Source organism: Streptomyces sp. WM6378 (assembly GCF_001279695.1).
GTDB lineage: Bacteria > Actinomycetota > Actinomycetes > Streptomycetales > Streptomycetaceae > Streptomyces.
Genome location: NZ_LGDD01000095.1, coordinates 19,080 through 43,230 on the forward strand (window position 1 = coordinate 19,080; position 24,151 = coordinate 43,230).

Consider the following 24,151-nt stretch of genomic DNA (forward strand, 5'->3'; position numbering starts at 1 on the left):
GGCCCCGCGGCGCTCGTGCCGCGGGGCCCGCACGAGGGCCCGGTCAGTGGCCGCCCGGTACGGGCTCCAGAACGAAGACCGGGATCTCGCGGTCCGTCTTCTTCTGGTAGTCCGCGTAGTCGGGGAACGCGGCGACGGCCCGCTCCCACCACTCGGCCTTCTCCTCGCCCGTCACCTCACGGGCCGTCATGTCCGTGTGCGCGGTGCCGTCCTGGAGCTCCACCCTCGGGTCGGCGACGACGTTGTAGTACCAGAGCGGGTTGTTGGGCGCGCCGCCCAGCGAGGCGACCACCGCGTACCGGCCGTCGTGCTCGACCCGCATCAGGGGGGTCTTGCGCAGCTTGCCGCTCTTGGCACCCCGTGTCGTCAGCAGGATCACGGACATGCCGCGCATCGTCATGCCTTCGGTGCCGCCAGAGCGCTCGATGAGCTCGACCTGCTCACGCACCCACTGGGTGGTGCTCGGCTCGTACTCGCCGTCGAGAGGCATGCTGGGATCCCTTCGTCGTTGAACCTGCGGACCGGCCCGGCTTCGGCCGACTCACGTACAACATACGGCGCCCCTCCCGTCTTCCCCACGACGCCACGGCTCCCGCGGGGAGGGGAAGGCCGGATCGGGACGTACGGGGCAGGAAGGCCGGATCCGGACGCTTGTTCGTGCCGGGGGCGGGCAGCGGGACCGGGTGTGCTTGTTCCGCGTCGGACGATCTTCCGCAGACTCCTATCGAGGACGTGCCGCCGATGGCGACTCCATCCGCTTCCAGAACCACCCCGCAGCAGCCCAGAGGCCTTCCGCTGCGTGCCCGTTCGGCCTGGTCCGGCGTGCTCATCGGGGTGGGCATCGCCGCCTTCGTCGATGAGACGGTCTTCCACCAACTGCTGCACTGGCACCACTTCTACGACCGCTCGACGCCGGGCGTCGGCCTGGTGTCCGACGGGCTGTTCCACGCCTTCGGCTGGTTCGCCGTGGTGATCGGCCTGTTCATGGTCGCCGATCTGCGCCACCGGGCGGGCCTGGTGGGGCGCGCGCTGGCCGGGGGCATCCTGACCGGCATGGGCGCGTTCCAGCTGTACGACGGCACCGTCCAGCACAAGCTGATGAAGCTGCACCAGATCAGGTACCACGTCGATCTCACCCCGTACGACCTGACGTGGAACATCCTCGCCGTGCTGTTCCTCGCGATCGGGGTTCTGCTGCTCCGCGCAGCCCGGCGCACCAAGACCCGCTAGCCGTGCTGGAATTGACGGTCCATCAGCATGGTGGCGGGCAGCCGGGCGGGGCCGCTCTGCTCGCGGCCGGGTTCGCGCTGGGCGGCGGGGCCGGCTATCTGCTCGCGGCGGCGCGGCTGCGGCGGCGCGGGGACCGCTGGCCGCTGGCGCGGGACCTCACTTTCGCGGCGGGCGCCGCGGCCCTCCTTGCTGCGGCCCTTGTCACGCCGCCGGGCGGACCGTTCACGGCCCACATGGCCCAGCACGTGGCCACGGGGATGGTCGCGCCGCTGCTGCTCGTCCTGGCCCGCCCCGTCACGCTCGGGCTGCGCTCACTTCCGCCGGGCGGGCGCCGCCGCCTTCTGGCCGTCCTTCGCTCCCGGCCGGTCGGGCTGCTCGTGAACCCGCCGGTGGCCGCGCTGCTCGACCTCGGCGGGCTGTGGCTGCTCTACCGCACCCCGCTGTTCGCCGCCGCACACGAGCGGCCGTGGCTCGCCGTCCTGGTCCACATCCATGTCTTCGCCGCCGGGCTGCTGTTCTCGGCCGCCGTCTGCTCGCTCGATCCGCTGCCGCGCCGCCACGGCGTGGTCCTCAGGTCGGCCGCGCTGGTCGGCGCGGGCGGCGCGCACGCCGTCCTCGCCAAGACGCTGTACGCGAGCGCTCCGCCCGGCACCGGTTTCGCGCCGGGCGACCTCTCGGCCGCCGCCGAGCTCATGTACTACGGCGGCGACCTCGTCGAAATCGCCCTCGCGGCCGTCGTCGGGCTCCAGTGGTACGCGGCCGGCGGCCGGCGCCTCGCGCGCGAGGGCCGCCGCACCGCGGGGACCGGGGAGCCGCCCGCTTCAGCCTCCTATGGTCAGTGAAGCCGTGTGCGCGCGGACCTGCGCCGGGGTCAGATAGGCGTCCGTGTACTCGAAGTCCTTCAGCGTGGCGGGCTTCTGGGCCTGGAAGCCGGTGCGGACGAAGTCGTCGCCCGCCACCGCGTTCAGCATCCAGTTGGTCAGGACGCGGGTCTTGGCGACATTGGTGCGCAGCGCCGACCAGTGGTAGCCGCGCGCCACCGCCTGGGCGGGCAGGCCGCGCAGTTCGATGCCGAGCGGCTTGGAGACGGCGTCGCGGCCGCCGAGGTCCACGACGAGCCCGAGGTCCTTGTGGACGTAGGGCTTCAGCGGCTGGTTGCGCAGCGCGGCGACGATGTTGTCGGCGAGCTTCGGGCCCTGGCGCATGGCGTGCTGGGCGGTGGGCGGGCAGAAGGCGCCCTCGCCCTTGGCGAGGTCGGGCACGGCCGCGGCGTCGCCGAGCGCGAAGACCCCGTCGAGGTCCGGCACGGTCATCTCGGGGGTGACCAGGAGCCTGCCGCGCTCCGTCTCCGCGTCGAGCGTGCCCACCAGGGGGCTGGCGGCGACGCCCGCCGTCCAGATGAGGGTGCGGCAGGGCAGGACGCGGCCGTCGGTGAAGGTGACCTTGTCCGCGCCGGCCTCGGCGACGGACACCCCGAGCGACACCTCGATGCCGCGCTTCTGGAGGATCTCCAGGGCCGCCCTGCCGAGCCTGTCGCCCAGTTCGGGCATGAGCTTGGGCGCGATGTCGATGAGGTGCCACTTGATCTGGCGCGGGTCCAGGCGGGGGTACCGCTTGATGGCGTTCTGGGTGATCCGCTGGAGGCAGGCGGCGGTCTCGGTGCCCGCGTAACCGCCGCCGACCACGACGAAGCGCAGCCGGGAGGCCCGCTCGTCCTCGTCGTCGCTGGCGTCGGCCAGGTCGAGCTGGGAGATGACGTGGTCGCGGATGTACGCGGCCTCCGCGAGGGTCTTCATACCGCGGGCGTGGTCGAGCAGCCCGGGGATGTCGAAGGTGCGGGTCACGCTGCCGGGGGCTAGCACGATGTAGTCGTACGGCTGGTCGAGTGTCTCGCCGGTGATCTTGCGGATGACGCAGATCTTCGCCTTGGGGTCCACGCCGATGGCGCCGCCCGGAATGATCCGGGTGCGGTGCTTGGCGCTGCGCCGCAGCGACACGGCCACCGACTGCGGGGTCAGGACCCCGGCCGCGACCTGCGGGAGCAGGGGCAGATAGAGCTGGTAGGAGAACGGGGTGACCAGGGAGATCTCCGCTTCTCCCGGTTGGAGGCGGCGTTCCAGGCGGCGTACGCATTCGACGCCTGCGAAGCCGGCGCCTACGACGAGGATCCTCGGTCGTGCCACGGTGTGCGTCCTTTCCCTGGGACCTGCGAACGGGGACGAGAAATGGGCCGTCCACTGCCCGAGTGCCCCTGACCGCCGTTCGCCAACACCCCCATAGTGATCAGCGGAGCGCGGCCGCACCACCGAATGCCCCAACCCGGCGACAAGAAACGGCGCCGCCCGTCCGGGGTTGACCCGGTCGGACGGCGCCGTTCGTGAGGGTGGGCGGACGTCAGGCGACGGTGCCGCTCTTGCTGATGGCGACCTTGGCGCTCAGGGCGCCGCTGCGGCTGCCGAGCGACTCGATCTGCTTGACGAGCTCCTCGCCCTCGACGACCTCGCCGAAGACGACGTGCTTGCCGTCCAGCCACGAGGTGACGACGGTCGTCACGAAGAACTGGGAGCCGTTGCTGTTCGGGCCCGCGTTGGCCATCGACAGCAGGAACGGCCGGTCGTGCTTGAGGACGAAGTTCTCGTCCTTGAACTTGGCGCCGTAGATGCTCTTGCCGCCGGTGCCGTTGCCGTGCGTGAAGTCGCCGCCCTGGAGCATGAACTCCGGGATGACGCGGTGGAAGGCGGAACCCTCGTAGCCGTAGCCGTTCTGGCCGGTGGCGAGCTCGCGGAAGTTGCGCGCGGTCTCCGGGACGACGTCGTCGAAGAGCCGGAAGACGATGCGGCCGGCGTCCTTGCCGTCAATGGTGATGTCGAAAAATACGTTCTGCATGGACCCCATCCTGACATCAGCTGTCCCATGACCCAATCCCGGCTCGCCCCATCGGCCCCGCCGAGGCGCGAAACCGGGCCCCGCTCAGGGGAACAGCAGGGTCGTGATCCGGTCGGAAGCGGTCTTGGCGGCCTTCTTCGGGTCGGCTCCGCCGAGGACGGCCGTCATGTACGGCTTGATGGGGTTGTCGGCCTCGACGGCCGCCCACTGCGGCGAGTTGGGCGTGGCCCGCCCCTGCGCCGCGCCCTTGGCCATCGCGGCGGTGCCGGCCTGGCCCTCGACCGCGGGGGCGAGCGTGGACTTGTTGGGTACGTAGTTCATCGTGGTGGCGAGATCCGTCTGCCACTTCTCGCCGGTCAGCGCCGCGACGACCTGGACGGCCTCGGCCCGGTGCGCGGTCCTGCGCGGGATGATCAGGTCCGAGCCGCCGGTGAAGACCGCGCCCGGCTTGGCGTCGGTGGGCCCCGGGATCGGGAAGTAGCCCAGCTTGTCGGCGAGCTTCGGGTTGGCCTTCTGGACGGCCCTAGCGGCGCCGGGCACCGCGATCATCTGCGCGACCTTGCCCTTGGCGAAGACGTCGGCCTGCGGCGGGGTCGCCTCGTCGGCGTTCCTGGGGCCCCGGCCGAGCGCCTGGAGCTGCTTGTAGAACTCCATGCCACGCAGCGCGGCGGGGCTGTCGAGCGTGCCCTTCCAGTCACCGGTGTCCTCCTGAGCGAGCTCCCCGCCCTCGTCCCAGACGAATCCGGCCAGCGTGTACCAGTCCTGGCCGGCGAGGTAAATCCCTTGCGTGGAGCCGGAGTTGAGCTTCGCGGTGTCGGCGAGCCACTCCGCGCGGTTCTTGGGCGGCTTGGTGATTCCGGCGGCTCCGAACAGGTCCTTGTTGTAGATGACGACGCGGTTGGCGGCGTACCAGGGGATGCCGTACTGCATGCCGTCCACGTTGCCGGGCTGGGCGAGGCCCGGCAGCCAGGCGTCGCTGCCCCAGTCGCGCAGTGACTCCAGGGTCATGTCGAGCAGGCCGCCGCTCGTCGCGTACTGGGGCACCTGGGTGTTGCCGACCTCGATGACGTCCGGCGCGTCGCCACCCTTCAGGGCGGCCGTGATCTTCTCGCCGATTCCGGTCCACTCCTGGATCCGGACGTCGAGTTCGACACCCTTGTGCTCCTTCTCGAAGCCCTGCTTGAAACGCTGCACGAAGTCGTCGGAGGCGCTGTCCTTCATCAGCCAGACGGTCACCTTGGTGGTGCCGTCGCCGAATCCGGGTATCGCACCGCAGCCGCTGAGGGCGCATACCGAGACGAGGGCCACGGAGCAGGCGAGAGTACGGCGGATCTTCACGAAAGGTCACCTTCTGCGTGTGGGCAAGCAGTCATGACCCGACGTGGGGGCAAGCGCGCTGTGGCTTGTTCGGGCGTGGCTCGTGAGTTTGGTATGGACCAATGAGGCGGTCAAGCCCCGGAGGGGAGCGAACTTTTCCGGCCACCGGCGGACCGGCCCGGCCGGGGCCCGGGCCGCTGTCTCGCGGAGTGCGGCCGGGTGGGGCACGGTGGAGTAACGCGACGAGAGGAGAGCACCTCCATGTCCCACCACACGTACCGCGTCAGCGAGATCGTCGGCACCTCTCACGAGGGCGTTGACCAAGCCATTCGCAACGGGGTCGCCCGCGCGGCGCAGACCCTGCGCAACCTGGACTGGTTCGAGGTGACGCAGGTCCGCGGCCACATCGAGAACGGCGTGATCGAGCACTACCAGGTCGGCCTCAAGGTCGGCTTCCGGCTCGACGACGACGCCGAGGTCTGACCCCGGGCCGAGAATTCCGGCCCCGGGCCACGGCTGAAGTCTGACCCTGGACCTCAGCTTCAGGCTTGGCGTCGGCGGACCCGATCTCCGGCCCGCCACCACCCGTCAGCCGGACCGCGCCGAGCGGCCTCTCAGGTGCGCCCTTCGCGCTCCTGGGCGTCCTTCAGCGCCTCGCCGGCCACGGCCCACCGGGCCCGTACGACGCGGAACCCTGCCTGCTCGGCGGCGTCGCAGACCAGCTCGTCGTCGTCGACCAGCATGCGGATCTCGCGGCCCCGGCCGAGCCCGCGCAGGATCTGCAGCTTGGTGACGCGGGCGGGGCGCCGGTCGTCGTTGCGCCGCATGTGCAGGGCGCCGGCCGGAAGGCCCTGCTCGGCCAGCCAGGACAGGGTGTCCTCGCGGCACCGTTCGGGCCGTCCGGTGAGGTAGACGACCTCGCAGTCCCCGGCGGCCTCCCGGCACAGCGCGACGCCCTCGGCGAGCGGCGGGTCGGCGGGCGCCGCCGCGAAGAACGCGTCCCAGTCGCGGGGCCCTCGGTCGAGGAAGCGCTGGCGGTGGGAGCTGTCCGCGAGCGTGCCGTCCAGGTCGAAGACGGCCAGGGGCCGGGTGTCGTCGATCACGCCCCCAGGCTAGAACCGGCCACCGAGGCAGCGGCGGCCGGGGCCCGGGAATCATGGCGCGTCCCAGACGTTGAACCCCATGTGACCTCAGTGATCGCGACGACCCGTTTCTCCGTGCTCGACCGCTCGCGCGTCCGCGCCGGGCACGACGGACCGCAGGCCCTGCGGGACACCGTCGCGCTGGCCCGCGAGGCCGAGCGGCTCGGCTACCACCGGTTCTGGGTCTCCGAGCACCACTCCGTGCCCGGCGTCGCGGGCTCCGCGCCGGCCGTCCTGGCCGCGGCCGTCGCGTCGGCCACCTCCACGATCCGGGTCGGCACCGGCGGCGTGATGCTGCCGAACCATCAACCCCTGGTCGTGGCCGAGGAGTTCGGGGTTCTGGAATCGCTTTTTCCGGGGCGCATCGACATGGGGCTCGGCCGCTCGGTGGGCTTCACCGACGGAATCCGCAAGGCGCTGGGCCGCGACAAGAAGGACGCCGACGACTTCGGTACGCAGCTGGCCGAACTGCTCGGCTACTTCGACGGGACCCAGACCGCCCACCCCCAGGTCCACGCCCGCCCCGCCGAGGGCCTGGCCGTCCCCGCGTTCGTCCTCGCCACCGGGCAGGGCGCCCTCGTCGCCGCCGAGGCCGGGCTCCCGCTGGTCATCGCCAACGTGCGCGGCGAGGACGCGATGCTGCGGGCCATCGACGCCTACCGCGACGGCTTCCGTCCCTCGGCGCACTTCGAGCGCCCGTACGTCGTCGTGTCCGGCACGGTCGCCGTCGCGGACACCTCGGAAGCCGCCCACCGGATCCTGGTTCCGGAAGCCTGGTCGACGGCGTACTCCCGCACCCACGGCGAGTTCCCCGCGCTCTCCCCGGCCGACGACATCCTCGCGCGGACCATGACGGACGGCGAGCGGACCCTGTTCGCGGACGCGCTGCGCAGGCAGGTGTACGGGACGGAGGAGGAGGTGGCCGACGCGCTGGAGAAGCTCATCGAGCACAGTGGCGCGGACGAGTTCCTCGTCACGACCAGCACGTACGACCGCGGGGCGCTGCTCGACTCCTACCGGCGGCTCGCCCGGATCGCGGACCTGGCCACCCGCCGGAAGGCCTGACCGCAGGCCCGGGCCGGAAGATCGCGCGCCGTCACCCGAACCGTAGAATTCCGGTATGCAAACCCCCTCTGACCCGTACGTCCGTGTCCGCGGTGCTCGCGAGCACAATCTGCGCGGGGTGGACGTCGACATTCCGCGCGACTGCATCGCCGTGTTCACCGGCGTCTCCGGGTCGGGGAAGTCCTCGCTCGCGTTCGGCACGATCTATGCCGAGGCGCAGCGCCGCTATTTCGAGTCGGTGGCGCCGTACGCGCGCCGGCTGATCCATCAGGTGGGTGCGCCGAAGGTCGGCGAGATCTCGGGGCTGCCGCCCGCCGTCTCCCTGGAGCAGCGCCGTTCGGCGCCCTCGTCGCGCTCCTCGGTCGGCACGGTGACCACGCTGTCCAACTCGCTGCGCATGCTGTTCTCGCGGGCCGGGGACTATCCGCCGGGCGCCGAGCGCCTCGACTCGGACGCCTTCTCGCCCAACACGGCGGTCGGTGCCTGCCGCGAGTGCCAGGGCCTCGGCCGCATCCACCGCACCAGCGAGGAACTGCTCGTCCCCGACCCCTCGCTGTCCATCCGCGAGGGCGCGATCGCCGCGTGGCCGGGTGCCTGGCAGGGAAAGAACCTCCGCGACGTGCTCGACACGCTCGGCCACGACGTGGACCGCCCGTGGCGCGAGCTGGATCAGAAGGACCGGAACTGGATCCTGTTCACCGACGAGCAGCCGGTGGTCACGGTGCACCCGGTGCGTGAGGCCGGCCGCATCCAACGCCCGTACCAGGGCACGTACTTCAGCGCCCGGCGCTATGTGATGAAGACGTTCGCGGAGAGCAAGAGCCCGACCCTGCGAGCGAAGGCCGAGCGGTTCCTGACGGCGGCCGACTGCCCGGTGTGCGGCGGCAGCCGGCTGCGTCCGGAGGCGCTCGCCGTCACCTTCGCGGGCCGCACGATCGCCGACCTCGTCGCCCTTCCGCTGACCTCGCTGGCCGAGCTGCTGCGCACGGCGGGCGGCGGCCCGACGGCCGACGCGCTCACCGCCGACCTGCTCTCCCGCATCGGCCCGGTGCTTGAGCTGGGCCTCGGCTATCTGAGCCTGGACCGGACCGCGCCCACCCTCTCGGCGGGCGAACTGCAGCGCCTGCGGCTCGCGACCCAGCTGCGCTCCGGGCTCTTCGGCGTGGTGTACGTCCTGGACGAGCCGTCGGCGGGGCTGCACCCGGCCGACACCGAGGCGCTGCTCACGGTCCTCGACCGGCTGAAGGCGGCGGGCAACTCGGTGTTCGTCGTCGAGCACCATCTGGACGTGGTGCGGCACGCGGACTGGCTGGTCGACGTGGGTCCGCTGGCCGGCGAGCACGGCGGCCAAGTGCTGCACAGCGGGCCGTTGGCCGAGCTCGCCCGCGTCGAGGAGTCGGCGACCCGCCGCTTCCTCTTCGACCGCTCCCCCGCGCCGCGCCGCACCGTCCGCGAGCCGCGCGGCAGCCTTGAGCTGACCGGTGTGACCCGGCACAATCTGCGCGGCGTCGACGCGGCGTTCCCGCTCGGCGTGTTCACGGCGGTGACCGGCGTCTCCGGCTCCGGAAAGTCCACCCTGGTCGACGCGCTGACCGAACAACTCCCCGGTGTGGGGCGGTTGGTGAGGGTGGATCAGAAGCCGATCGGCCGCACCCCGCGTTCCAATCTGGCCACCTACACCGGCCTCTTCGACGTCGTACGCAAGCTCTTCACCGCCGCCGACGAGGCGAAGGCGCGCGGCTACAAGGCGGGCCGGTTCTCCTTCAACGTGGCGGGCGGCCGGTGCGAGACCTGTCAGGGCGAGGGCTTCGTGTCGGTGGAGCTGCTCTTCCTGCCGAGCACGTACGCGCCCTGCCCGGACTGTCACGGCGCGCGCTACAACCCCGAGACGCTCGAAGTCACCCATCGGGGCCGCAACATCGCCGAGGTGCTCGACCTCACGGTGGAGGTGGCGGCCGAGGTCTTCGCGGACACCCCGTCGGCCGCCCGCAGTCTGGGCGCGCTGCTCGACGTCGGCCTCGGCTATCTGCGCCTGGGTCAGCCCGCCACCGAGCTGTCGGGCGGCGAGGCCCAACGCATCAAGCTGGCAACGGAGTTGCAGCGCGTCCGCCGCGAGCACACCCTGTACGTCCTCGACGAGCCGACGACGGGGCTGCACCCCGCCGACGTCGAGATCCTGCTGCGCCAGCTGCACGGCCTGGTCGACGCGGGCCACTCGGTGGTTGTCGTCGAGCACGACATGAGCGTGGTCGCGGGCGCCGACTGGATGCTCGACCTGGGCCCCGGCGGCGGTGACGAGGGCGGCCGCATCGTGGCGGCGGGCCCGCCCGCCGAGGTCGCCGACGCCGGAGTGGGTCGTACGGCGCCCTACCTGGCGAAGGCGCTGGCCGAGATCTGATCGGCTCGGGATGACCCCGAACTCTCCATCGCCGCACGTCGGTTGAGGGTCGAGGCAAACAGCGCGGAATGAATTGGCCTAGACCCTTGACCGACTCTTGGTCCAGACCAATCATGGGGCGTCCGCACCCTTCTCTCACCCCCGTCGGAGAGCCCCGATGAGACGTCCGAGATCCGTCCGCGCCCTGCTCGCCACGCTCAGCACCGTCGCCGCTTCCGCCGGCCTCGTCGTCGGGGCCGGCGGCGCCGCGCACGCCGCCACCCCGCTCCCCGCCCACGTCTTCGCGCCGTACTTCGAGGCGTACTCCTCCGACAGCCCCGCCGATCTGGCGCAGAAGTCGGGTGCCAAGTACCTCACGATGGCGTTCGTGCAGGCCGACGCGAAGGGCTCGTGCACCCCGTACTGGAACGGCTCGACGAGCCAGCCGATCTCGTCTTCCGTGTTCGGCGCCGACATCTCCACCATCCGCTCGCGCGGCGGCGACGTCATCCCGTCGTTCGGCGGGTACGCGGCCGACAACGGCGGCACCGAGATCGCCGACAGCTGCACCAATGTGGACTCGATCGCGGCCGCGTACGAGAAGGTCATCACCACCTACGACCTCTCCCGGCTCGACATGGACATCGAGGACAACTCGCTCACCAACAAGGCGGGCATCGACCGCCGCAACCAGGCGATCAAGAAGGTGCAGGACTGGGCGGCCGCGGGCGGGCGCTCGGTGCAGTTCTCGTACACCCTGCCCACCACCACGGGCGGACTCGCCGACAGCGGGCTCTCGGTCCTCAACAGCGCGGTGCAGTACGGCGCGAAGGTCGACGTCGTGAACATCATGACCTTCGACTACTACGACGGCGCCACGCACAACATGGCCAACGACACCCAGACCGCCGCCACCGGCCTCTACAACCAACTGGCCTCCCTCTACCCGGGCAAGTCGTCCGCCCAGCTGTGGGGCATGGTCGGCGTCACCGAGATGCCGGGCATCGACGACTACGGCCCGGCCGAGACGTTCACCACCGCGGACGCGACCGCCGTCTACGACTGGGCCACCTCCAAGGGCATCAACACCCTCTCGTTCTGGGCCCTCCAGCGCGACAACGGCGGCTGCCCCGGCACGGGCGGGCAGGACACCTGCTCCGGCATCGCTCAGGACCCGTGGTACTTCAGCCACACCTTCGAGCCGTTCACCGGGGGCGGCGGGCCGGTGCAGGACGACTTCTCGGTGGCCGTCGCGCCCGGCTCGGCCTCGGTGGCTCCCGGCGGCTCCACCACCGCCACGGTGAGTACGGCGGTGACCTCCGGCAGCGCCAAGACCCTCGCGCTCACCGCCACCGGCGCCCCCGCCGGAGTGACGGCCACGCTCAGCCCGACCTCCGTCACCGCGGGCGCCCCGGCCCAGCTCACGGTCGGCGCTTCGGCCTCGGCCGCGCCCGGAACGTACCCGATCACCATCACGGGCACCGCCGGCTCGCTCGCCCACTCGACGACCTTCACGCTCACCGTGACGGGCTCCGGCGGCAACCCCGGCGCCCTGGTCAACGGCGGCTTCGAAAGCGGCTCCCTCGCCCCGTGGACCTGCGACAGCGGCGCCGGTGTGGTGTCGAGCCCGGTGCACGGAGGCTCGTACGCGCTGAAGACCGCGCCCACCTCCGCGCAGACCGGCGAGTGCGCGCAGACGCTCACGCTGACCCCCAACACCAAGTACACGCTGGGCGGTTGGGTGCAGGGCAGCTACGCCTACCTCGGTGTGCGCGGCGGCGCCACGGGCAGCACCTGGACCAGCTCCACCGGCTGGTCGAAGCTGACGGTGCCGTTCACGACGGGCGCCTCGGGCACCGTCACCGTCTACCTGCACGGCTGGTACGGGCAGGGCGCGGTGTACGGGGACGACCTCTCCGTCGGCTAGGCGGTCACTCGCGCGCCCGCCGGGAGTTATCTCCGTGGCGTCTCCACCTCGGCGCGGACCGCCCGCATGATCGGCGCGACGTCGGCGGCCGTGTAGCCTAGCCTGGTGCCGGTGCCGTCGGTCTTGGGGATGACGGTGACGCCTGCGGCGGTGGTCGCGGTGAACCACGAGCACGTGGAGACCGCGGTGGTGAGCACCCCGGACTGGACCAGGACGGTGTCGCAGATCGCCCGGCCGCCGTGCGGGCCCGGCTCGGCATCGATGGCGCTGGTGGTCACGTGATCACCGGCGCCGTCGTCGTGGGCGGCCGGGAGCTGGTTGAGGGCATCGTGGAGGTGGTCGGGGTCGAACCCGCTGCCGGTGACGCCGGTGTAGAAGATCCAGGCGCCGTCCGCACGATCGTCGTAGTAGGCCCGCACGGGCGCGCCGGAGACGGAGAGGCGCCCGGCGTTCCGCCGCATGTCGGCGTCGAACCGCTGCACCATGTCGGCGGGCGGCTGCCCCTGGGGATGGCCGGCCGCCACCTGCGGTGCGGTCAGCGCCCACCGGGTGCCGCCCTGCGTGGTGGCACCGCCCCCGTCCGTGCCCGGGACGGACGGCGCACCGCTTGCGACGGCCGGCCCGCCAGGAGGTTTGGCCGAGCCGGAGGCAGGACCGCAGCCCGACGCCAGGGGCACTCCCAACACCGCGCAGAGGAGAAGCGGTGCGAGAGCGGACCGGCCGGGACGCGGTACGGACGGGACGCCCGGCGGCCGGGAGACGGAACGGACCATGTGCGGCCTCCTTGTGGACGGGACACGACCGGGCTTCGGGCGCAGCCGCGCCTGGGCATGGCTGCGCCAGGGCGAGTGCGGGCCGAGGCCCTCGGGGTGCCGCCGAGTCTGGCAGCCGCACGCCCACCGGGCACCCCCGTCGCGCAGCGCCGCTTGCCCCTGCCCGACAGGACAACTGTCGGCACCTGGGTACAGTCCGGGGCACCGATCCCGCCGACCCGTAGGAGGGCGACACGCATGGATCTCGACCCCCGGCGCCTGCTGGTGCTGAGCTCGATAGCGCGGAGCGGCGGCCTCGCTCCGGCCGCACGGCTGCTCGGGCATACGCGCTCGGCCGTGTCGCAGCAACTGGCGAGCCTGGAAAGGGAAGTGGGGCTGCCGCTGGTCGACAGGTCGGGTCCACGGCTTGAGCTCACCGCGGCAGGCCGGTTGCTCGCCGCCACCGGAGACCGTATCGGCGAGGAACTCGCAGCGGCGGCAGAGCAGTTGAGCTCCGTGCATCAGGACGTGGTTCAGGGGCCGGTGGCGATCGGGGCCACGTCGTGGGTGCTGGCCCGCCTGGCCGTCCGGGCGCTGCGACTGCTCGCGTCCTCGCATCCCCGGGTCGAGCCGAGGTTCGTGGAGGCCGGTCTCACGGACGGTCTGCGGCGGCTGCGGCTCGGCGAGTTGGACGTCCTCGTCATCACGGACGACCGCGACACCGCCGCACCGCTGCCGCCTTCGGTGCGGGCCCAGGTGCTGAGCGAGGACCACTACCGGGTGGTCGTCCCGGCCGCCTGGGAGACGCCGTCGGCGCCCGCCGAGCTGTCCGGCCGGCCCTGGATCTGCGCCCCCGCCCACTCCGCACGGGGCCGCGCCTTCGCCCGCTTCGCGAGCTCCCACGGGGTCGTGCCGTCCGTCGAGCACCTGGCCGATCACATGCTCGCCGTCCAGGCGCTCCTCGCGGGGCAGGTGGGCGCCGCGATCCTGCCCGCGTATCTCGCGGCCCAGCTGGACCAGGTGACCGTGACCACGCTTCCCGTGACCGGCAGCCAGATCACCCGCACGCTCTGCCGCACGGGGCCCGGTGCCGGTGCCGCGGCGGCGCGGGTGGTTGCCGACACTCTGAAGCAGGCGGCCCGCGACCACGCCGAGGCCGCAACCGGCACGGGGCGGGCGAAGGGCGACATCGTCGTCCGCCCACTGCACGACCCCACCGAGATGCCCCGATCCTCGCGCGCCGCCGCCCTCCCCGCACCCGGTACGCCGCGAAGCCGCTGACGGGCCGGATCGAGTCACCGAACACTCGACGGCCCCTTGCTGACGATCTGTAGCACGACGATGCCCGCCAGCAACCTGAAACTTCGTCAACTTTCTGGCCAGGAGGCTCCTTTCCGCCCCTGCAACCCAGGCCTACTCTCAAGTCACCTGAGTTCCTCCTCGCACCCCCACTCATCGAATCCGTTCGACCGAGGAGTCCCCCCATGGCAATACGCACCTCACGCGCGCTCATCCTGCTCGCTCCGGCCGCCGCTGCCACCCTGGTGCTCGGCGGCACGACGGGCGCCAGCGCCCTGTCGGACGCCGGGCCGACCACTGTTTCACCGGCCGGCCACTCCTTCGTGGCCCAGCTGACCGGTCAGGCCACCTTCAAGGCCGGGTCCACCACCATGACCTGCACGGTCTCGGCCTCCGTCCCCACCACGGGCGCCAACAACCAGGTCCCGGCCGCGCCCGGCAACCACAACGACGCGGGCGCGGTCTCCGCACCCATCAACCCGCCCACGTTCAGCGGGTGTTCGACCAGCATCGGCGGGGTGAGCGTCACCGCGAGCAGCAACGCCGACAACGGATCGTGGAGCATCTCGGCCCAGAACGGCACGCCCGTCGCGGCCGGTCTGACCATGCCCACGGGTGGCTTCGTCCTCAAGACCAGCGGCCTGGCCGCCTGCACGATCACCGCGTCACCCGACGGCCCCACCACCGTCTCCGGCGCCTGGACGAACGGAGCGCCCTCCTCGCTGACCATCTCCGAGGCACCCGTGGCCGCCACGGTGACCGGTGGCTTCCTGTGCCCGACGGGCAACCAGGCAGCCACCTTCTCGGCCACGTACAACGTCAGCGACACGACCGATTCGACGCAGCAGATCACCGTAACTGGCTGACAGGGAAAGGGAGTTGGGACGCGCCCCCAGATCATCGGGGGCGCGTTCTCCGTGCGGGGTGCGTCAGCGGCCCACCTTCTTCGCCTTCCTCGTCGCCCGCAGCCACTCCTTGTTCATGGCCGCGATCGACGGCAGCGGGATGCCCTTGGGGCAGGCCGTCGCGCACTCGCCGGTCAGGGTGCAGCCACCGAAGCCCTCGTCGTCCATCTGCCCGACCATGTCCAGGACGCGCGTCTCGCGTTCGGGAGCGCCCTGCGGCAGCACGTTCAGGTGGTTGATCTTGGCTGAAGTGAACAGCATCGCCGAGCCGTTGGGGCAGGCCGCCACGCAGGCGCCGCAGCCGATGCACTCGGCGTGCTCGAAGGCGAAGTCGGCGTCCGGCTTGGGCACCGGGGTGGCGTGTGCCTCGGGGGCGGCGCCGGTCGGGACGCTGATGTAGCCGCCGGCCTGGATGATCCGGTCGAACGCCGAGCGGTCCACCACCAGGTCCTTGACCACCGGGAAGGCGGAGGCGCGCCACGGCTCGACGTCGATGGTGTCGCCGTCGTTGAACGACCGCATGTGGAGCTGGCAAGTGGTGGTGCGCTCGGGGCCGTGGGCGTCGCCGTTGATGACGAGCGAGCAGGCGCCGCAGATGCCCTCGCGGCAGTCGTGGTCGAAGGCGACCGGCTCTTCGCCCTTGAGGATGAGCTCCTCGTTGAGCGTGTCGAGCATTTCGAGGAACGACATGTCCGTCGAGATGCCGTCGACATCGTAAGTGGCCATGGCGCCGGGCGAGTTGGCGTTCTTCTGGCGCCAGACGCGCAGGGTGAGCTTCATGCGTAGCTCCGCTGAGTGGGGTGGACGTACTCGAAGACGAGGTCTTCCTTGTGCAGGACGGGGGCGTCGCCGGTGGCGCTGAACTCCCAGGCCGCCGCGTACGAGAATTCCCCGTCGCGGCGTTCGGCCTCGCCGTCCGGGGTCTGGGACTCCTCGCGGAAGTGGCCGCCGCAGGACTCGGCGCGGTGCAGGGCGTCGAGGCACATGAGCTCGGCGAGCTCCAGGTAGTCGACGACGCGGTTGGCCTTCTCCAGGGACTGGTTGAACTCCTCGCCGCTGCCCGGCACCTTGATGCGGCGCCAGAACTCCTCGCGGATCTGCGGGATCCGGTCGAGCGCCTTGCGCAGGCCCGCCTCGGTGCGGGCCATCCCGCAGTACTCCCACATGAGTTCGCCGATCTCGCGGTGGAAGGAGTCGGGGGTGCGGTCGCCGTTCACCGACAGGAGCAGGTTGATGCGGTCCTCGGTCTCGGCGACGGCTTCGGCGACCGCCGGGTGCGCTTCGGTGACGGGCTCCTGGTGCGGGTTGCGGGCGAGGTAGTCGTTGATGGTGGCGGGCAGGACGAAGTAACCGTCGGCGAGGCCCTGCATCAGGGCGGAGGCGCCGAGGCGATTGGCGCCGTGGTCGGAGAAGTTGGCCTCGCCGATCGCGAACAGGCCCGGCACGGTGGTCTGGAGGTCGTAGTCGACCCAGAGGCCGCCCATCGTGTAGTGCACGGCGGGGTAGATCCGCATCGGCGTCTCGTACGGGTCCTCGGCGGTGATCCGCGCGTACATGTCGAAGAGGTTGCCGTACTTCGCCTCGACGGCCGCCCGGCCCATCCGAGCGATGGCGTCGGCGAAGTCGAGGTACACGCCCTGCCCGCCGGGGCCGACCCCGCGCCCCTCGTCGCAGACGTTCTTGGCGGCGCGCGAGGCGATGTCGCGCGGGACCAGGTTTCCGAAGGAGGGGTAGATGCGCTCCAGGTAGTAGTCGCGCTCGTCCTCGGGGATCTCGGCCGCCGGACGGGTGTCGCCCTTGGCCTTCGGCACCCAGATGCGGCCGTCGTTGCGCAGCGACTCACTCATCAGCGTGAGCTTGGACTGGTGCTCGCCGGTACGCGGGATGCAGGTGGGGTGAATCTGGGTGAAGCACGGGTTGGCGAAGTACGCGCCACGGCGGTGCGCCCGCCAGATCGCCGTGGCGTTGGAGTTCATGGCGTTGGTGGAGAGGTAGAAGACGTTGCCGTAGCCGCCGCTGGCGAGGACCACCGCGTCCGCGAAGTACGTGTCGACCTTCCCGGTGACGAGGTCGCGGGCCACGATGCCGCGCGCCTTTCCGTCCACCACGATCAGGTCGAGCATCTCGGTGCGGGCGTGCAACTCCACGTTCCCGGCCGCGATTTGGCGCGAAAGCGCCTGGTAGGCGCCGAGGAGGAGTTGCTGTCCTGTCTGGCCCCGGGCGTAGAAGGTGCGCGAGACCTGGACGCCGCCGAAGGAGCGGGTGTCGAGCAGTCCGCCGTACTCGCGGGCGAAGGGCACGCCCTGGGCCACGCACTGGTCGATGATCTCGACGGAGATCTGGGCGAGCCGGTGGACGTTGGACTCGCGGGCGCGGAAGTCGCCGCCCTTGACGGTGTCGTAGAAGAGCCGGTGGATGGAGTCGCCGTCGTTGCGGTAGTTCTTCGCGGCGTTGATGCCGCCCTGCGCGGCGATCGAATGGGCGCGGCGCGGCGAGTCCTGGAAGCAGAACTGGACGACGTGGTAGCCCTGTTCGGCGAGCGTGGCGCCGGCCGAGCCGCCCGCGAGCCCCGTCCCGACCACGATGACGGTGTGCTTGCGGCGGTTGGCCGGGTTGACCAGCTTGGCCTCGAAGCGGCGGGTGTCCCACCGCTCGGCGATCGGCCCCTGGGGCGCGCGGCCGTCGGCGACCGGGGCGCCAAGGGTGTAGTTGGTGTATGAGGTCATGTCAGCTCACCACTTTGGTCATGACGGCGACGGGTACGGCGACGAATCCCGCGAACAGCACCAGGGCGAGGACGTTGGCGAGCGTCTTGAGCACCCGGTCCCGGGTGGCGTTGCCCACGCCGAGGGTCTGTGCGGCGCTCCAGAATCCGTGCTGGATGTGCAGCGCCAGTGCCGCCATCGCGACGATGTAAATGACGTTCCCGTACCAGGTGGAGAAGGTGTCCACGACGTTCTGGTAGGGGTGTCCTGGCCGGAAGCCGGAGTGCACGGTGCCGGTCGTCAGGTCCAGGACGTGCCAGACGATGAACAGCGCGAGGATGATGCCGCCCCAGCGCATCGTGCGGGTCGCGTAGCTGGCCCGGGCCCGCTTGTGTACGTACTTGCTGGGCCGCGCTTTGATGTCGCGGCGGCTGAGCTGGTACGCGGAGACGGCGTGCCCCATGACGGCGGCCACGAGGACGACGCGGATGATCCACAGCGCCCACTCGTAGTGCAGGAAGGGCTCGCCGATGGTGCGCAGCCAATGTGCGTAGGAGTCGAACTGGCCGGCTCCGAAGAAGATCTTCAGGTTGCCCATCATGTGGACGACCAGGTAGAGCAGCATGATGAGACCGCTCACGGCCATGACCGTCTTCTTGCCGACGGTCGAGTCCCAGAGTGTGCGCGTCATGGACGGCCGTTTGTCCGTCCGCGTTGCCAGAGCCATGTCATCGACGCTAGAGGCGAAGGGCCCAAGAGGTCCAAGACATGGTTCGGCTCATCTCCATAGGGATGGCCTATCGTAGGAGTCATGCAGTTCCAGCAGCTCCTCTACTTCGTGGCCGTCGCCGAGACCCGGCACTTCACCCGTGCCGCCGAGCGCGTCCATGTCTCGCAGCCCTCGCTCTCCCAGCAGATCAAGGCGCTGGAGAACGAGCTGGGCGCCGAGCTGTTCAGCCGGGCCCGGGGCAACATCGCGCTCACCGACGCGGGCGAGGCGCTCCTTCCGCTGGCCCGGCGCATCCTGGCGGACGCGGACACCGCCCGCATCGAGGTCCAGGAGCTGGCCCAGCTGCGACGCGGCCGGGTGCGCCTGGGCGCGACGCCGAGCCTGTGCACGGGGCTCCTGCCGGACGTGCTGCGCGCCTTCCACGACCGCCATCCCGGCATCCAGCTCCTCATCGAGGAGGGCGGCTCGCACGACCTCGTACGTGAACTGGCGCGCGGCGCACTGGACTTGGCGCTCATCGTGCTGCCGCTCCCGGCCGCCTCCCCCGCCCTCACCACGATCGAGCTGCTCCAGGAGGACCTGGTCGTCGTGTCCTCGCCCGCCGAGGTGCCGCCCGGCTCGGGCTCCTCGGTGCGCATCGCCGACCTGCGCGACGCGCCCCTGGTGATGTTCCGGCACGGCTACGACCTGCGGGAGCTGACGGTGGCCGCCTGCCGCGCCGAGGGCTTCGAGCCGGCGTTCACGGTGGAGGGCGGCGAGATGGACGCGGTGCTCGGCTTCGTGCGGGCCGGGCTCGGGGTGGCCGTGGTGCCGAGCATGGTGGCGGCGCGGGCCGGGGACCTGCGGGTGACCCCGCTGGCCCGCCCCGGCCTGCGCCGCACGATCGCCCTGGCCCACCGCAGCGACGTGGACCCGCCGCGCGCGGCACGGGAGTTGCAGCGGGTCCTGCTCAGCATCGGGACGGGGCAGCGGGGGCCGGTCTAGGCCCGCCCCCTCAGTGCCGGGTCACACGGCGTCGATCAGCGCCAGGGAATGGATCCGGTCCGGCGCCCCGGGCCTGGCGTAGTACCAGCCCTGGGCCGTGTCGCAGCCGAGCTCCTTCAACTGCTCGGCCTGGGCGCCCGTCTCCACGCCCTCCACGGTGACCGCGAGGGACAGGCTGTGTGCGAGCGACACGATGCCCTCGACGATCTTGATGTCGACGGGGTCGGCGGGCAGCTGCTGCATGGACTGGGTGAAGGACCGGTCCAGCTTGAGCACGCTCACCGGGAGCCGCCGCAGGTTGGCCAGGTTGGAGTAGCCCGTGCCGAAGTCGTCGAGGGCTATGTCGACGCCCATCTCGGCGAGCTGGCGCAGCGGCTTGAGGAGGTCGTCGTCGGCGCCGATGAGCGCGGACTCGGTGACCTCCAGGCACAGCGCGCCCGGGGCGAGCCCGGTGCGCTCCAGCATCTCGACGGTGTCGGCGACCAGGCCCGGGTGGTGGAGCTGGGTCGGCGACAGGTTGACGTTGATGCGCAGCGGGCCGCCGTCGGTGGCGCCGGGGTGGGCCTCCTGCCAGGCCCGGGCCTGGCGTACCGACTCCTGCATCACCCAGCGGCCCAGCGGCACGATGAGGCCGGTGTGCTCGGCGAGCGGGATGAACCGGTCGGGCCCGAGCACCCCGTGCTGCGGGTGCGACCAGCGGACCAGGGCCTCCGCGCCGTGCACACTGCCGTCGCCGAGGTGCACGAGGGGCTGGTACTCGATGAAGAACTCGCCGCGCTCCAGGGCCGCGGGCAGCGCGTTGGTGAGGCCGTGCCGGGTGATCGCGCGGGCGTCGGCCTCGGCGTCGGCGAACTCGAAGCGGTTGCCGCCGGCCGACTTGGCCCGGTACATCGTGATGTCGGCGCTTCGCAGCACCTCGGCGGGGCTGCGCTCGCCCGCCGGGCCCTCGACGACGCCGATCGAGCCGCGCACGGTCAGCTCGCGGCCCTCGATGCGGATCGGGGTTGCGAGGGTGTGCAGGATCCGCGAGGCGAGTTCGTCGGCCTCGTACTCGCTGTCGGGTCCGGTGGTGAGCGCCACGAACTCGTCGCCGCCGAGCCGGGCCACCATCTCGCCGGGCCCGGTCGCGCAGCTCTGCAGCCGGTCGGCGACCTCCACCAGGAGCCGGTCGCCCGCCGAGTGGCCGAGGCTGTCGTTGACCGCCTTGAACCCGTCGAGGTCGAGGTAGCAGAGCCCGAACCGTTTGCCGTCGCCCGGGGCGAGGGCCTTCTCCAGGCGCTCGAAGAACAGGGTGCGGTTGGGCAGCCCGGTGAGCGCGTCGTGGGTGGCCTCGTAGCGCAGCCGCAGGTTGAGCAGCCGGCGCTCGGTGGTGTCCTCCATGAGCGCGAGCTGGTACTGCGGCCGGCCCTCGGCGTCGCGGAGCAGCGAGACGGTGAGGTTGGTCCACAGGACGGTGCCGTCGCCACGGTAGTAGGGCTTCTCGACCCGGTAGTGGTCGCGGTCGCCCCGCACCAGTTCCTCGTACAGCTTCCAGACCTGCGGGGCGTCCTCGGGGTGCACCCACTCACTGACGTTGCGGCTGCGGATCTGGCCCTCTATGCCGCCGAACATCCGGGTGAGGGTCTCGTTGACCTCCAGGACCCGGCCTTCGAGGTCGGCGATGCCGATGCCGACCGCGGCGCCCTCGAAGACCGCCCGGAACCGGGTCTCGGTGGCGTGCAGGGCGTCCAGGGCCGCGCTGCGCGCCGACATCGCGGAGCGGGCGATGGCCTCCTGCTCGGAGCGGGTGCGTTCGCGCAGGGCCGCCGCGAAGCCGGCCGCGAGGGCGTGCTGGAGCCGGGCGCAGCGGGCCCGCGCCTCTTCGGCGGGCAGCTCGTCGCCCGCGCCGCAGTACAGGACGAGGTAGGACTCGACCACGCCCAGGGTGCGGCTCAGCGCGTCCGGGTCGGTGCAGTGCACGGCGACCAGGGCGGCGCCGACCTCCTGGGCGGGCGACGGGTCGAAGTGCCGTCCGTGCAGGGCGTCGATGAGGCGGCGGGCGAGCGGCACGAGGTGCTGCTCGAACTCGGGCCGGGTCAGCGAGGTCGCCGTCACCGGGAAGATGGCCCGGCTCCAGATCGTCGCGAACCGTCTGAGCCGGTCCTCGGGGCTGTCCGGCGCCAGGTCCGGAGCCTGCGCCTGGGGCGGGATGCTCACGCTGTGCGCCCCACACCGGCGAAGCCCGAGAAGGCGTACGGATCTTCCTGGTCGGCCTCGATCTCCGGCCGCCACAGCGGCATCGAGACCAGCCCGGGCTCCAGCATCGTGTACCCGTCGAAGAATCCGGCGATCTCCTCGCGCGAGCGCATGACGAGCGGGCTCTTGATGTCGCGGTAGACGCCCACGGTGCCGCCGGCCTCTTCCTCGCTGAGCGGGATGCCTTCGTAGGAGGCGTGGGTGAGGACGAGGAGGCTGCCGGGGGCGAGCGCGTCGCGCAGCTCGGCGACCGCCTTGTACGGGTCGTCCTGGTCCTCGACGAAGTGCAGCACGGCGACCAGCAGGAGCGCCACCGGCCGGGAAAGGTCGAGGAGTTGGGCGGTCTCGGGGGCGTTCAGGATGTCGTGCGGCTTGCGCAGGTCGGCCCCGGCTATGCCGGCCAGCTCGTTGCCTTCCAGGACGGCGCGGCTGTGGGCGACGGCCACCGAGTCGTGGTCGACGTACAGGACGCGGGCCTCGGGGCTTGCCGACTGGGCGACTTCGTGGACATTTCCGAAGGTCGGGATTCCGGATCCGATGTCCAGGAATTGCGTGATGCCCTCGGAGACCGCGAATCGCACGGCGCGGCGCATGAACGCCCGGTTCGCCTGCATGATCTTGGGAAGCCCCGGCATGAACCGCATGGCCTCGCGGGCCGCTTCCCGGTCGACCTCGAAATTGTGCGAACCGCCCAGGTAGTAGTCGTAGATGCGGGACACGCTCGGCACCGAGATGTCGATGCCCTGAGGGGCCCAGGCCGGACGCTCCATCAATGTCTCCAACAAGTCGCCGCAGGACGGCCATGACCATGACCATTGTTTGGGCCTGAGGCTACTGATCGTCCGCCGGGAGAGCGAGTAAAAACGGAAAATGCTCGTCCGTTATTGGTCACACGCCCAGGGCATGTGCGCCGGATCGTACGTGCGGAAGCGGGAGCGCGCGCCATCGTATCGAGGGTTGGACACGAGCATCGGCCCGTCGCCGCGCGGGGGACGCGGTGACGGGCCGACAGGGTTGGGCCCTGGGTTACTTGGGTGCGCCGATGAGCTTGCCCTCGGGGGACACGGCGTACCACGTGCCGCCCACGCCCTGGCCATTGGTGTCGCCGGGCTTGGTGTCGCCGGAGAACGTGTAGACCGGCCAGCAGGTGATCGACTGCTGCTTCACGCCGTCGGGCCGGTTGAAGGTGACGAAGCCCTTGAGGGCGATGCCCTTGGTGTTGGTCTTGTCGACCGGCGCCACCACCGGCCACTTCTCCAGACAGGCGCCGGTGCAGGCGGACTTCATGGGCCAGGCCGAGTCCTTCTTGAACCGGTAGACGGTCATGCCGCGCGCGTCCACGATGACGTCGCCGAGCTTGGCGTCCTTGCGGACGGACAGGCCCGGCATCGCCGCGGCGGGTGCCGGGGCCGCGGCCGCCGCCTTCTTGCCGTCGGGGGCCGCGGCGTGCCAAGTGCCGCCCACGTTCTGCCCGTTGGTGTCACCGGGGTTGGTGTCCTTGGCGTAGCGGTACATCGGCCAGCCCCCGATGGTGAGCTGCTTGGTGCCGTCGGCCCGGGTCACCGAGCCGAGCGCCGACTGGTCCGTGCCGGCGGCCGCGGTGACGCCGTCGGCGGGGACCGCGGGCCAGGCCTTCGCGCAGTCGCCCTCGCAATTCGACTTGGGCGGACTCGCGGTGTCCTTGTCGAAGCGGTAGAGCGTGAAGCCCGCGTTGTCGGTGACGACCTTGCCGAGTTCCTTGCTGTCGCTGACCGCCAGTTGCCCGGCCTGCTTGGCGGACGATTCGGCGCCGCCCGCCTGCCCGTAGCCACCGCTCGACCCGTAGGCGTTGTCGGCGGGCTGCTGCGCCGTACTGGCGTTGCCCACCGGCTGGCCGTTGCCGCTGCTGTAGCCGCTGCTCTTGTCCTGGCCGCAGCCCGTCGCGGTCACTGCCAGTACTGCCGCCGCCGCTGCCGCGAGCGATGCGCTGCGCCAGGTGACCATGTCAACTCCCGTTGTCCGTAAGGCTGTTGCGGCGCCGGATGCGCCGGGTGATGGCCCTAAGTACGGGCGGCGGGAGGGGGTGTGTTCAACGCGGGCCGAGGAATTTTTCCGAACGGCCCCGAACAGCCGGTCAACGTGCCGAACGCAAATCGCCGGGATCTCCCCCCTTCAGGCGAATCGCTTCGGCACCCGCCGACCCGACGGCCCGGCGCATCGATGATCACCCCGTGCACCGACGACACCTAGCCGGGCGGCTGCTCGCCGCCACGGCCTTCACCGCGCTGCTCGCGGTACCGGCCCCGACCGCGCAGGCCGACGCCTGTGCGTACGCCTCCGTCACGCAGGGCAGCAGCGGCTCGCCCTGGGCGGTCGCGGACGCAGGCCATGCCCGGTGCCCCTGGCCGCCCCGGCCGAGCCCGACGCCCACGCCCACCCGGGTGCCACCGACCCCTCCGTCGCACGCGCCGGCGCCGCCACCACCACCGGCGAAGCCCGCGCCCCGGCCCACTCCGCCGCACCGCCCGGCGCCGCATCCGGCTCCGCCGCCACCCGCGCCTCCGGCGCCGCACCAGCCCGCCACGGCGCCCCTACCGGCCGCGCCGCCCGCGCCGCCC

21 protein-coding genes and 1 pseudogene are annotated in these 24,151 nt (G+C 71.5%); 10 read left to right on the top strand and 12 right to left on the bottom strand.

From position 1 onward, the window contains the following. Positions 1-43: 43 nt before the first annotated feature. Positions 44-490: a nitroreductase family deazaflavin-dependent oxidoreductase gene (locus ADK54_RS11220; RefSeq protein WP_053725429.1), complete on the bottom strand. Its 447-nt coding sequence runs from the start codon at positions 488-490 to the stop codon at positions 44-46. Between the two features lie 251 nt (positions 491-741). On the opposite strand from ADK54_RS11220, the gene ADK54_RS11225 reads away from it, so the two are divergent. Beyond that, complete coding sequence (locus ADK54_RS11225; protein WP_053725430.1) at positions 742-1,230, top strand: DUF2243 domain-containing protein; 489 nt, start codon at positions 742-744, stop codon at positions 1,228-1,230. Between the two features lie 2 nt (positions 1,231-1,232). Continuing rightward, positions 1,233-2,072, top strand: coding sequence for a cytochrome c oxidase assembly protein (locus tag ADK54_RS11230; RefSeq protein WP_078966300.1), 840 nt, complete (start codon positions 1,233-1,235; stop codon positions 2,070-2,072). Here the strand turns inward: ADK54_RS11230 and ADK54_RS11235 are convergent. The 3 genes from ADK54_RS11235 to ADK54_RS11245 all read right to left on the bottom strand — a co-directional run bounded on the left by ADK54_RS11235 (position 2,052) and on the right by ADK54_RS11245 (position 5,454). Further along, positions 2,052-3,413 (bottom strand): NAD(P)/FAD-dependent oxidoreductase, encoded by a 1,362-nt coding sequence (locus ADK54_RS11235; protein ID WP_053725431.1) that lies wholly within the window; start codon positions 3,411-3,413, stop codon positions 2,052-2,054. The genes ADK54_RS11230 and ADK54_RS11235 overlap by 21 nt on opposite strands. 211 nt (positions 3,414-3,624) lie before the next feature. Further along, a complete protein-coding gene (locus ADK54_RS11240; RefSeq protein ID WP_053725432.1) occupies positions 3,625-4,116 on the bottom strand; it encodes a peptidylprolyl isomerase in 492 nt (163 codons plus the stop codon). Positions 4,117-4,200: 84 nt separating this feature from the next. Continuing rightward, positions 4,201-5,454 (bottom strand): extracellular solute-binding protein, encoded by a 1,254-nt coding sequence (locus ADK54_RS11245; RefSeq protein WP_053725433.1) that lies wholly within the window; start codon positions 5,452-5,454, stop codon positions 4,201-4,203. 240 nt (positions 5,455-5,694) lie between these two features. Between ADK54_RS11245 and ADK54_RS11250 the strand changes: the two genes are divergently transcribed. Then, positions 5,695-5,916, top strand: coding sequence for a dodecin (locus ADK54_RS11250; RefSeq protein WP_053725434.1), 222 nt, complete (start codon positions 5,695-5,697; stop codon positions 5,914-5,916). 131 nt (positions 5,917-6,047) lie between these two features. On the opposite strand, the gene ADK54_RS11255 is transcribed toward ADK54_RS11250, so the two are convergent. Further along, positions 6,048-6,536, bottom strand: coding sequence for a nucleotidase (locus ADK54_RS11255; protein ID WP_053725435.1), 489 nt, complete (start codon positions 6,534-6,536; stop codon positions 6,048-6,050). Positions 6,537-6,617: 81 nt separating this feature from the next. On the opposite strand from ADK54_RS11255, the gene ADK54_RS11260 reads away from it, so the two are divergent. From ADK54_RS11260 to ADK54_RS11270, 3 genes are all read left to right on the top strand, one after another. Then, positions 6,618-7,640, top strand: coding sequence for an LLM class flavin-dependent oxidoreductase (locus tag ADK54_RS11260; protein WP_053725436.1), 1,023 nt, complete (start codon positions 6,618-6,620; stop codon positions 7,638-7,640). 55 nt (positions 7,641-7,695) lie between these two features. Continuing rightward, positions 7,696-10,038, top strand: coding sequence for an ATP-binding cassette domain-containing protein (locus tag ADK54_RS11265; RefSeq protein WP_053725437.1), 2,343 nt, complete (start codon positions 7,696-7,698; stop codon positions 10,036-10,038). A gap of 157 nt (positions 10,039-10,195) precedes the next feature. Next, positions 10,196-11,944 (top strand): carbohydrate binding domain-containing protein, encoded by a 1,749-nt coding sequence (locus ADK54_RS11270; protein ID WP_053725438.1) that lies wholly within the window; start codon positions 10,196-10,198, stop codon positions 11,942-11,944. A 26-nt stretch (positions 11,945-11,970) separates the two neighbouring features. Here the strand turns inward: ADK54_RS11270 and ADK54_RS11275 are convergent, their stop codons facing one another. Further along, the gene (locus ADK54_RS11275; RefSeq protein WP_053725439.1) at positions 11,971-12,717 is read right to left on the bottom strand and encodes a hypothetical protein; all 747 of its coding nucleotides are present in this window, start codon (positions 12,715-12,717) and stop codon (positions 11,971-11,973) included. 237 nt (positions 12,718-12,954) lie between these two features. Here ADK54_RS11275 and ADK54_RS11280 point away from each other — a divergent pair, with 237 nt between their 5' ends. Then, on the top strand, positions 12,955-13,977 hold the full coding sequence (locus ADK54_RS11280) for a LysR family transcriptional regulator (RefSeq protein WP_053725440.1): 1,023 nt from the start codon (positions 12,955-12,957) through the stop codon (positions 13,975-13,977). Between the two features lie 203 nt (positions 13,978-14,180). Further along, complete coding sequence (locus ADK54_RS11285; RefSeq protein ID WP_053725441.1) at positions 14,181-14,861, top strand: hypothetical protein; 681 nt, start codon at positions 14,181-14,183, stop codon at positions 14,859-14,861. Between the two features lie 63 nt (positions 14,862-14,924). Here ADK54_RS11285 and ADK54_RS11290 read toward each other — a convergent pair whose 3' ends face one another. The 3 genes from ADK54_RS11290 to ADK54_RS11300 are packed head-to-tail and all read right to left on the bottom strand — an operon-like array spanning position 14,925 to position 18,332. Next, a complete protein-coding gene (locus tag ADK54_RS11290) occupies positions 14,925-15,680 on the bottom strand; it encodes a succinate dehydrogenase/fumarate reductase iron-sulfur subunit (RefSeq protein WP_053725442.1) in 756 nt (251 codons plus the stop codon). Beyond that, on the bottom strand, positions 15,677-17,626 hold the full coding sequence (locus ADK54_RS11295; RefSeq protein WP_053725443.1) for a fumarate reductase/succinate dehydrogenase flavoprotein subunit: 1,950 nt from the start codon (positions 17,624-17,626) through the stop codon (positions 15,677-15,679). The genes ADK54_RS11290 and ADK54_RS11295 overlap by 4 nt, the downstream gene beginning before the upstream one ends. A 1-nt stretch (position 17,627) precedes the next feature. Then, positions 17,628-18,332 carry a succinate dehydrogenase gene (locus ADK54_RS11300; protein WP_078966303.1) on the bottom strand — a complete coding sequence of 235 codons (705 nt, stop codon included), beginning with the start codon at positions 18,330-18,332 and terminating at the stop codon, positions 17,628-17,630. 84 nt (positions 18,333-18,416) lie between these two features. On the opposite strand from ADK54_RS11300, the gene ADK54_RS11305 reads away from it, so the two are divergent. Further along, positions 18,417-19,319 (top strand): LysR family transcriptional regulator, encoded by a 903-nt coding sequence (locus tag ADK54_RS11305; protein WP_053725445.1) that lies wholly within the window; start codon positions 18,417-18,419, stop codon positions 19,317-19,319. A gap of 21 nt (positions 19,320-19,340) precedes the next feature. Here the strand turns inward: ADK54_RS11305 and ADK54_RS11310 are convergent, their stop codons facing one another. From ADK54_RS11310 to ADK54_RS11320, 3 genes are all read right to left on the bottom strand, one after another. After that, positions 19,341-21,515: a putative bifunctional diguanylate cyclase/phosphodiesterase gene (locus ADK54_RS11310; protein WP_053725446.1), complete on the bottom strand. Its 2,175-nt coding sequence runs from the start codon at positions 21,513-21,515 to the stop codon at positions 19,341-19,343. Continuing rightward, positions 21,512-22,324 carry an SAM-dependent methyltransferase gene (locus tag ADK54_RS11315; protein ID WP_053725447.1) on the bottom strand — a complete coding sequence of 271 codons (813 nt, stop codon included), beginning with the start codon at positions 22,322-22,324 and terminating at the stop codon, positions 21,512-21,514. The genes ADK54_RS11310 and ADK54_RS11315 overlap by 4 nt, the downstream gene beginning before the upstream one ends. 256 nt (positions 22,325-22,580) lie before the next feature. After that, entirely contained in the window at positions 22,581-23,537 is a 957-nt protein-coding gene (locus ADK54_RS11320) for an SCO0930 family lipoprotein (protein ID WP_053725448.1), read from the bottom strand. Positions 23,538-23,928: 391 nt separating this feature from the next. Here ADK54_RS11320 and ADK54_RS45870 point away from each other — a divergent pair. Continuing rightward, positions 23,929-24,151: pseudogene (locus ADK54_RS45870) on the top strand (septum formation initiator family protein); the annotation flags it as partial.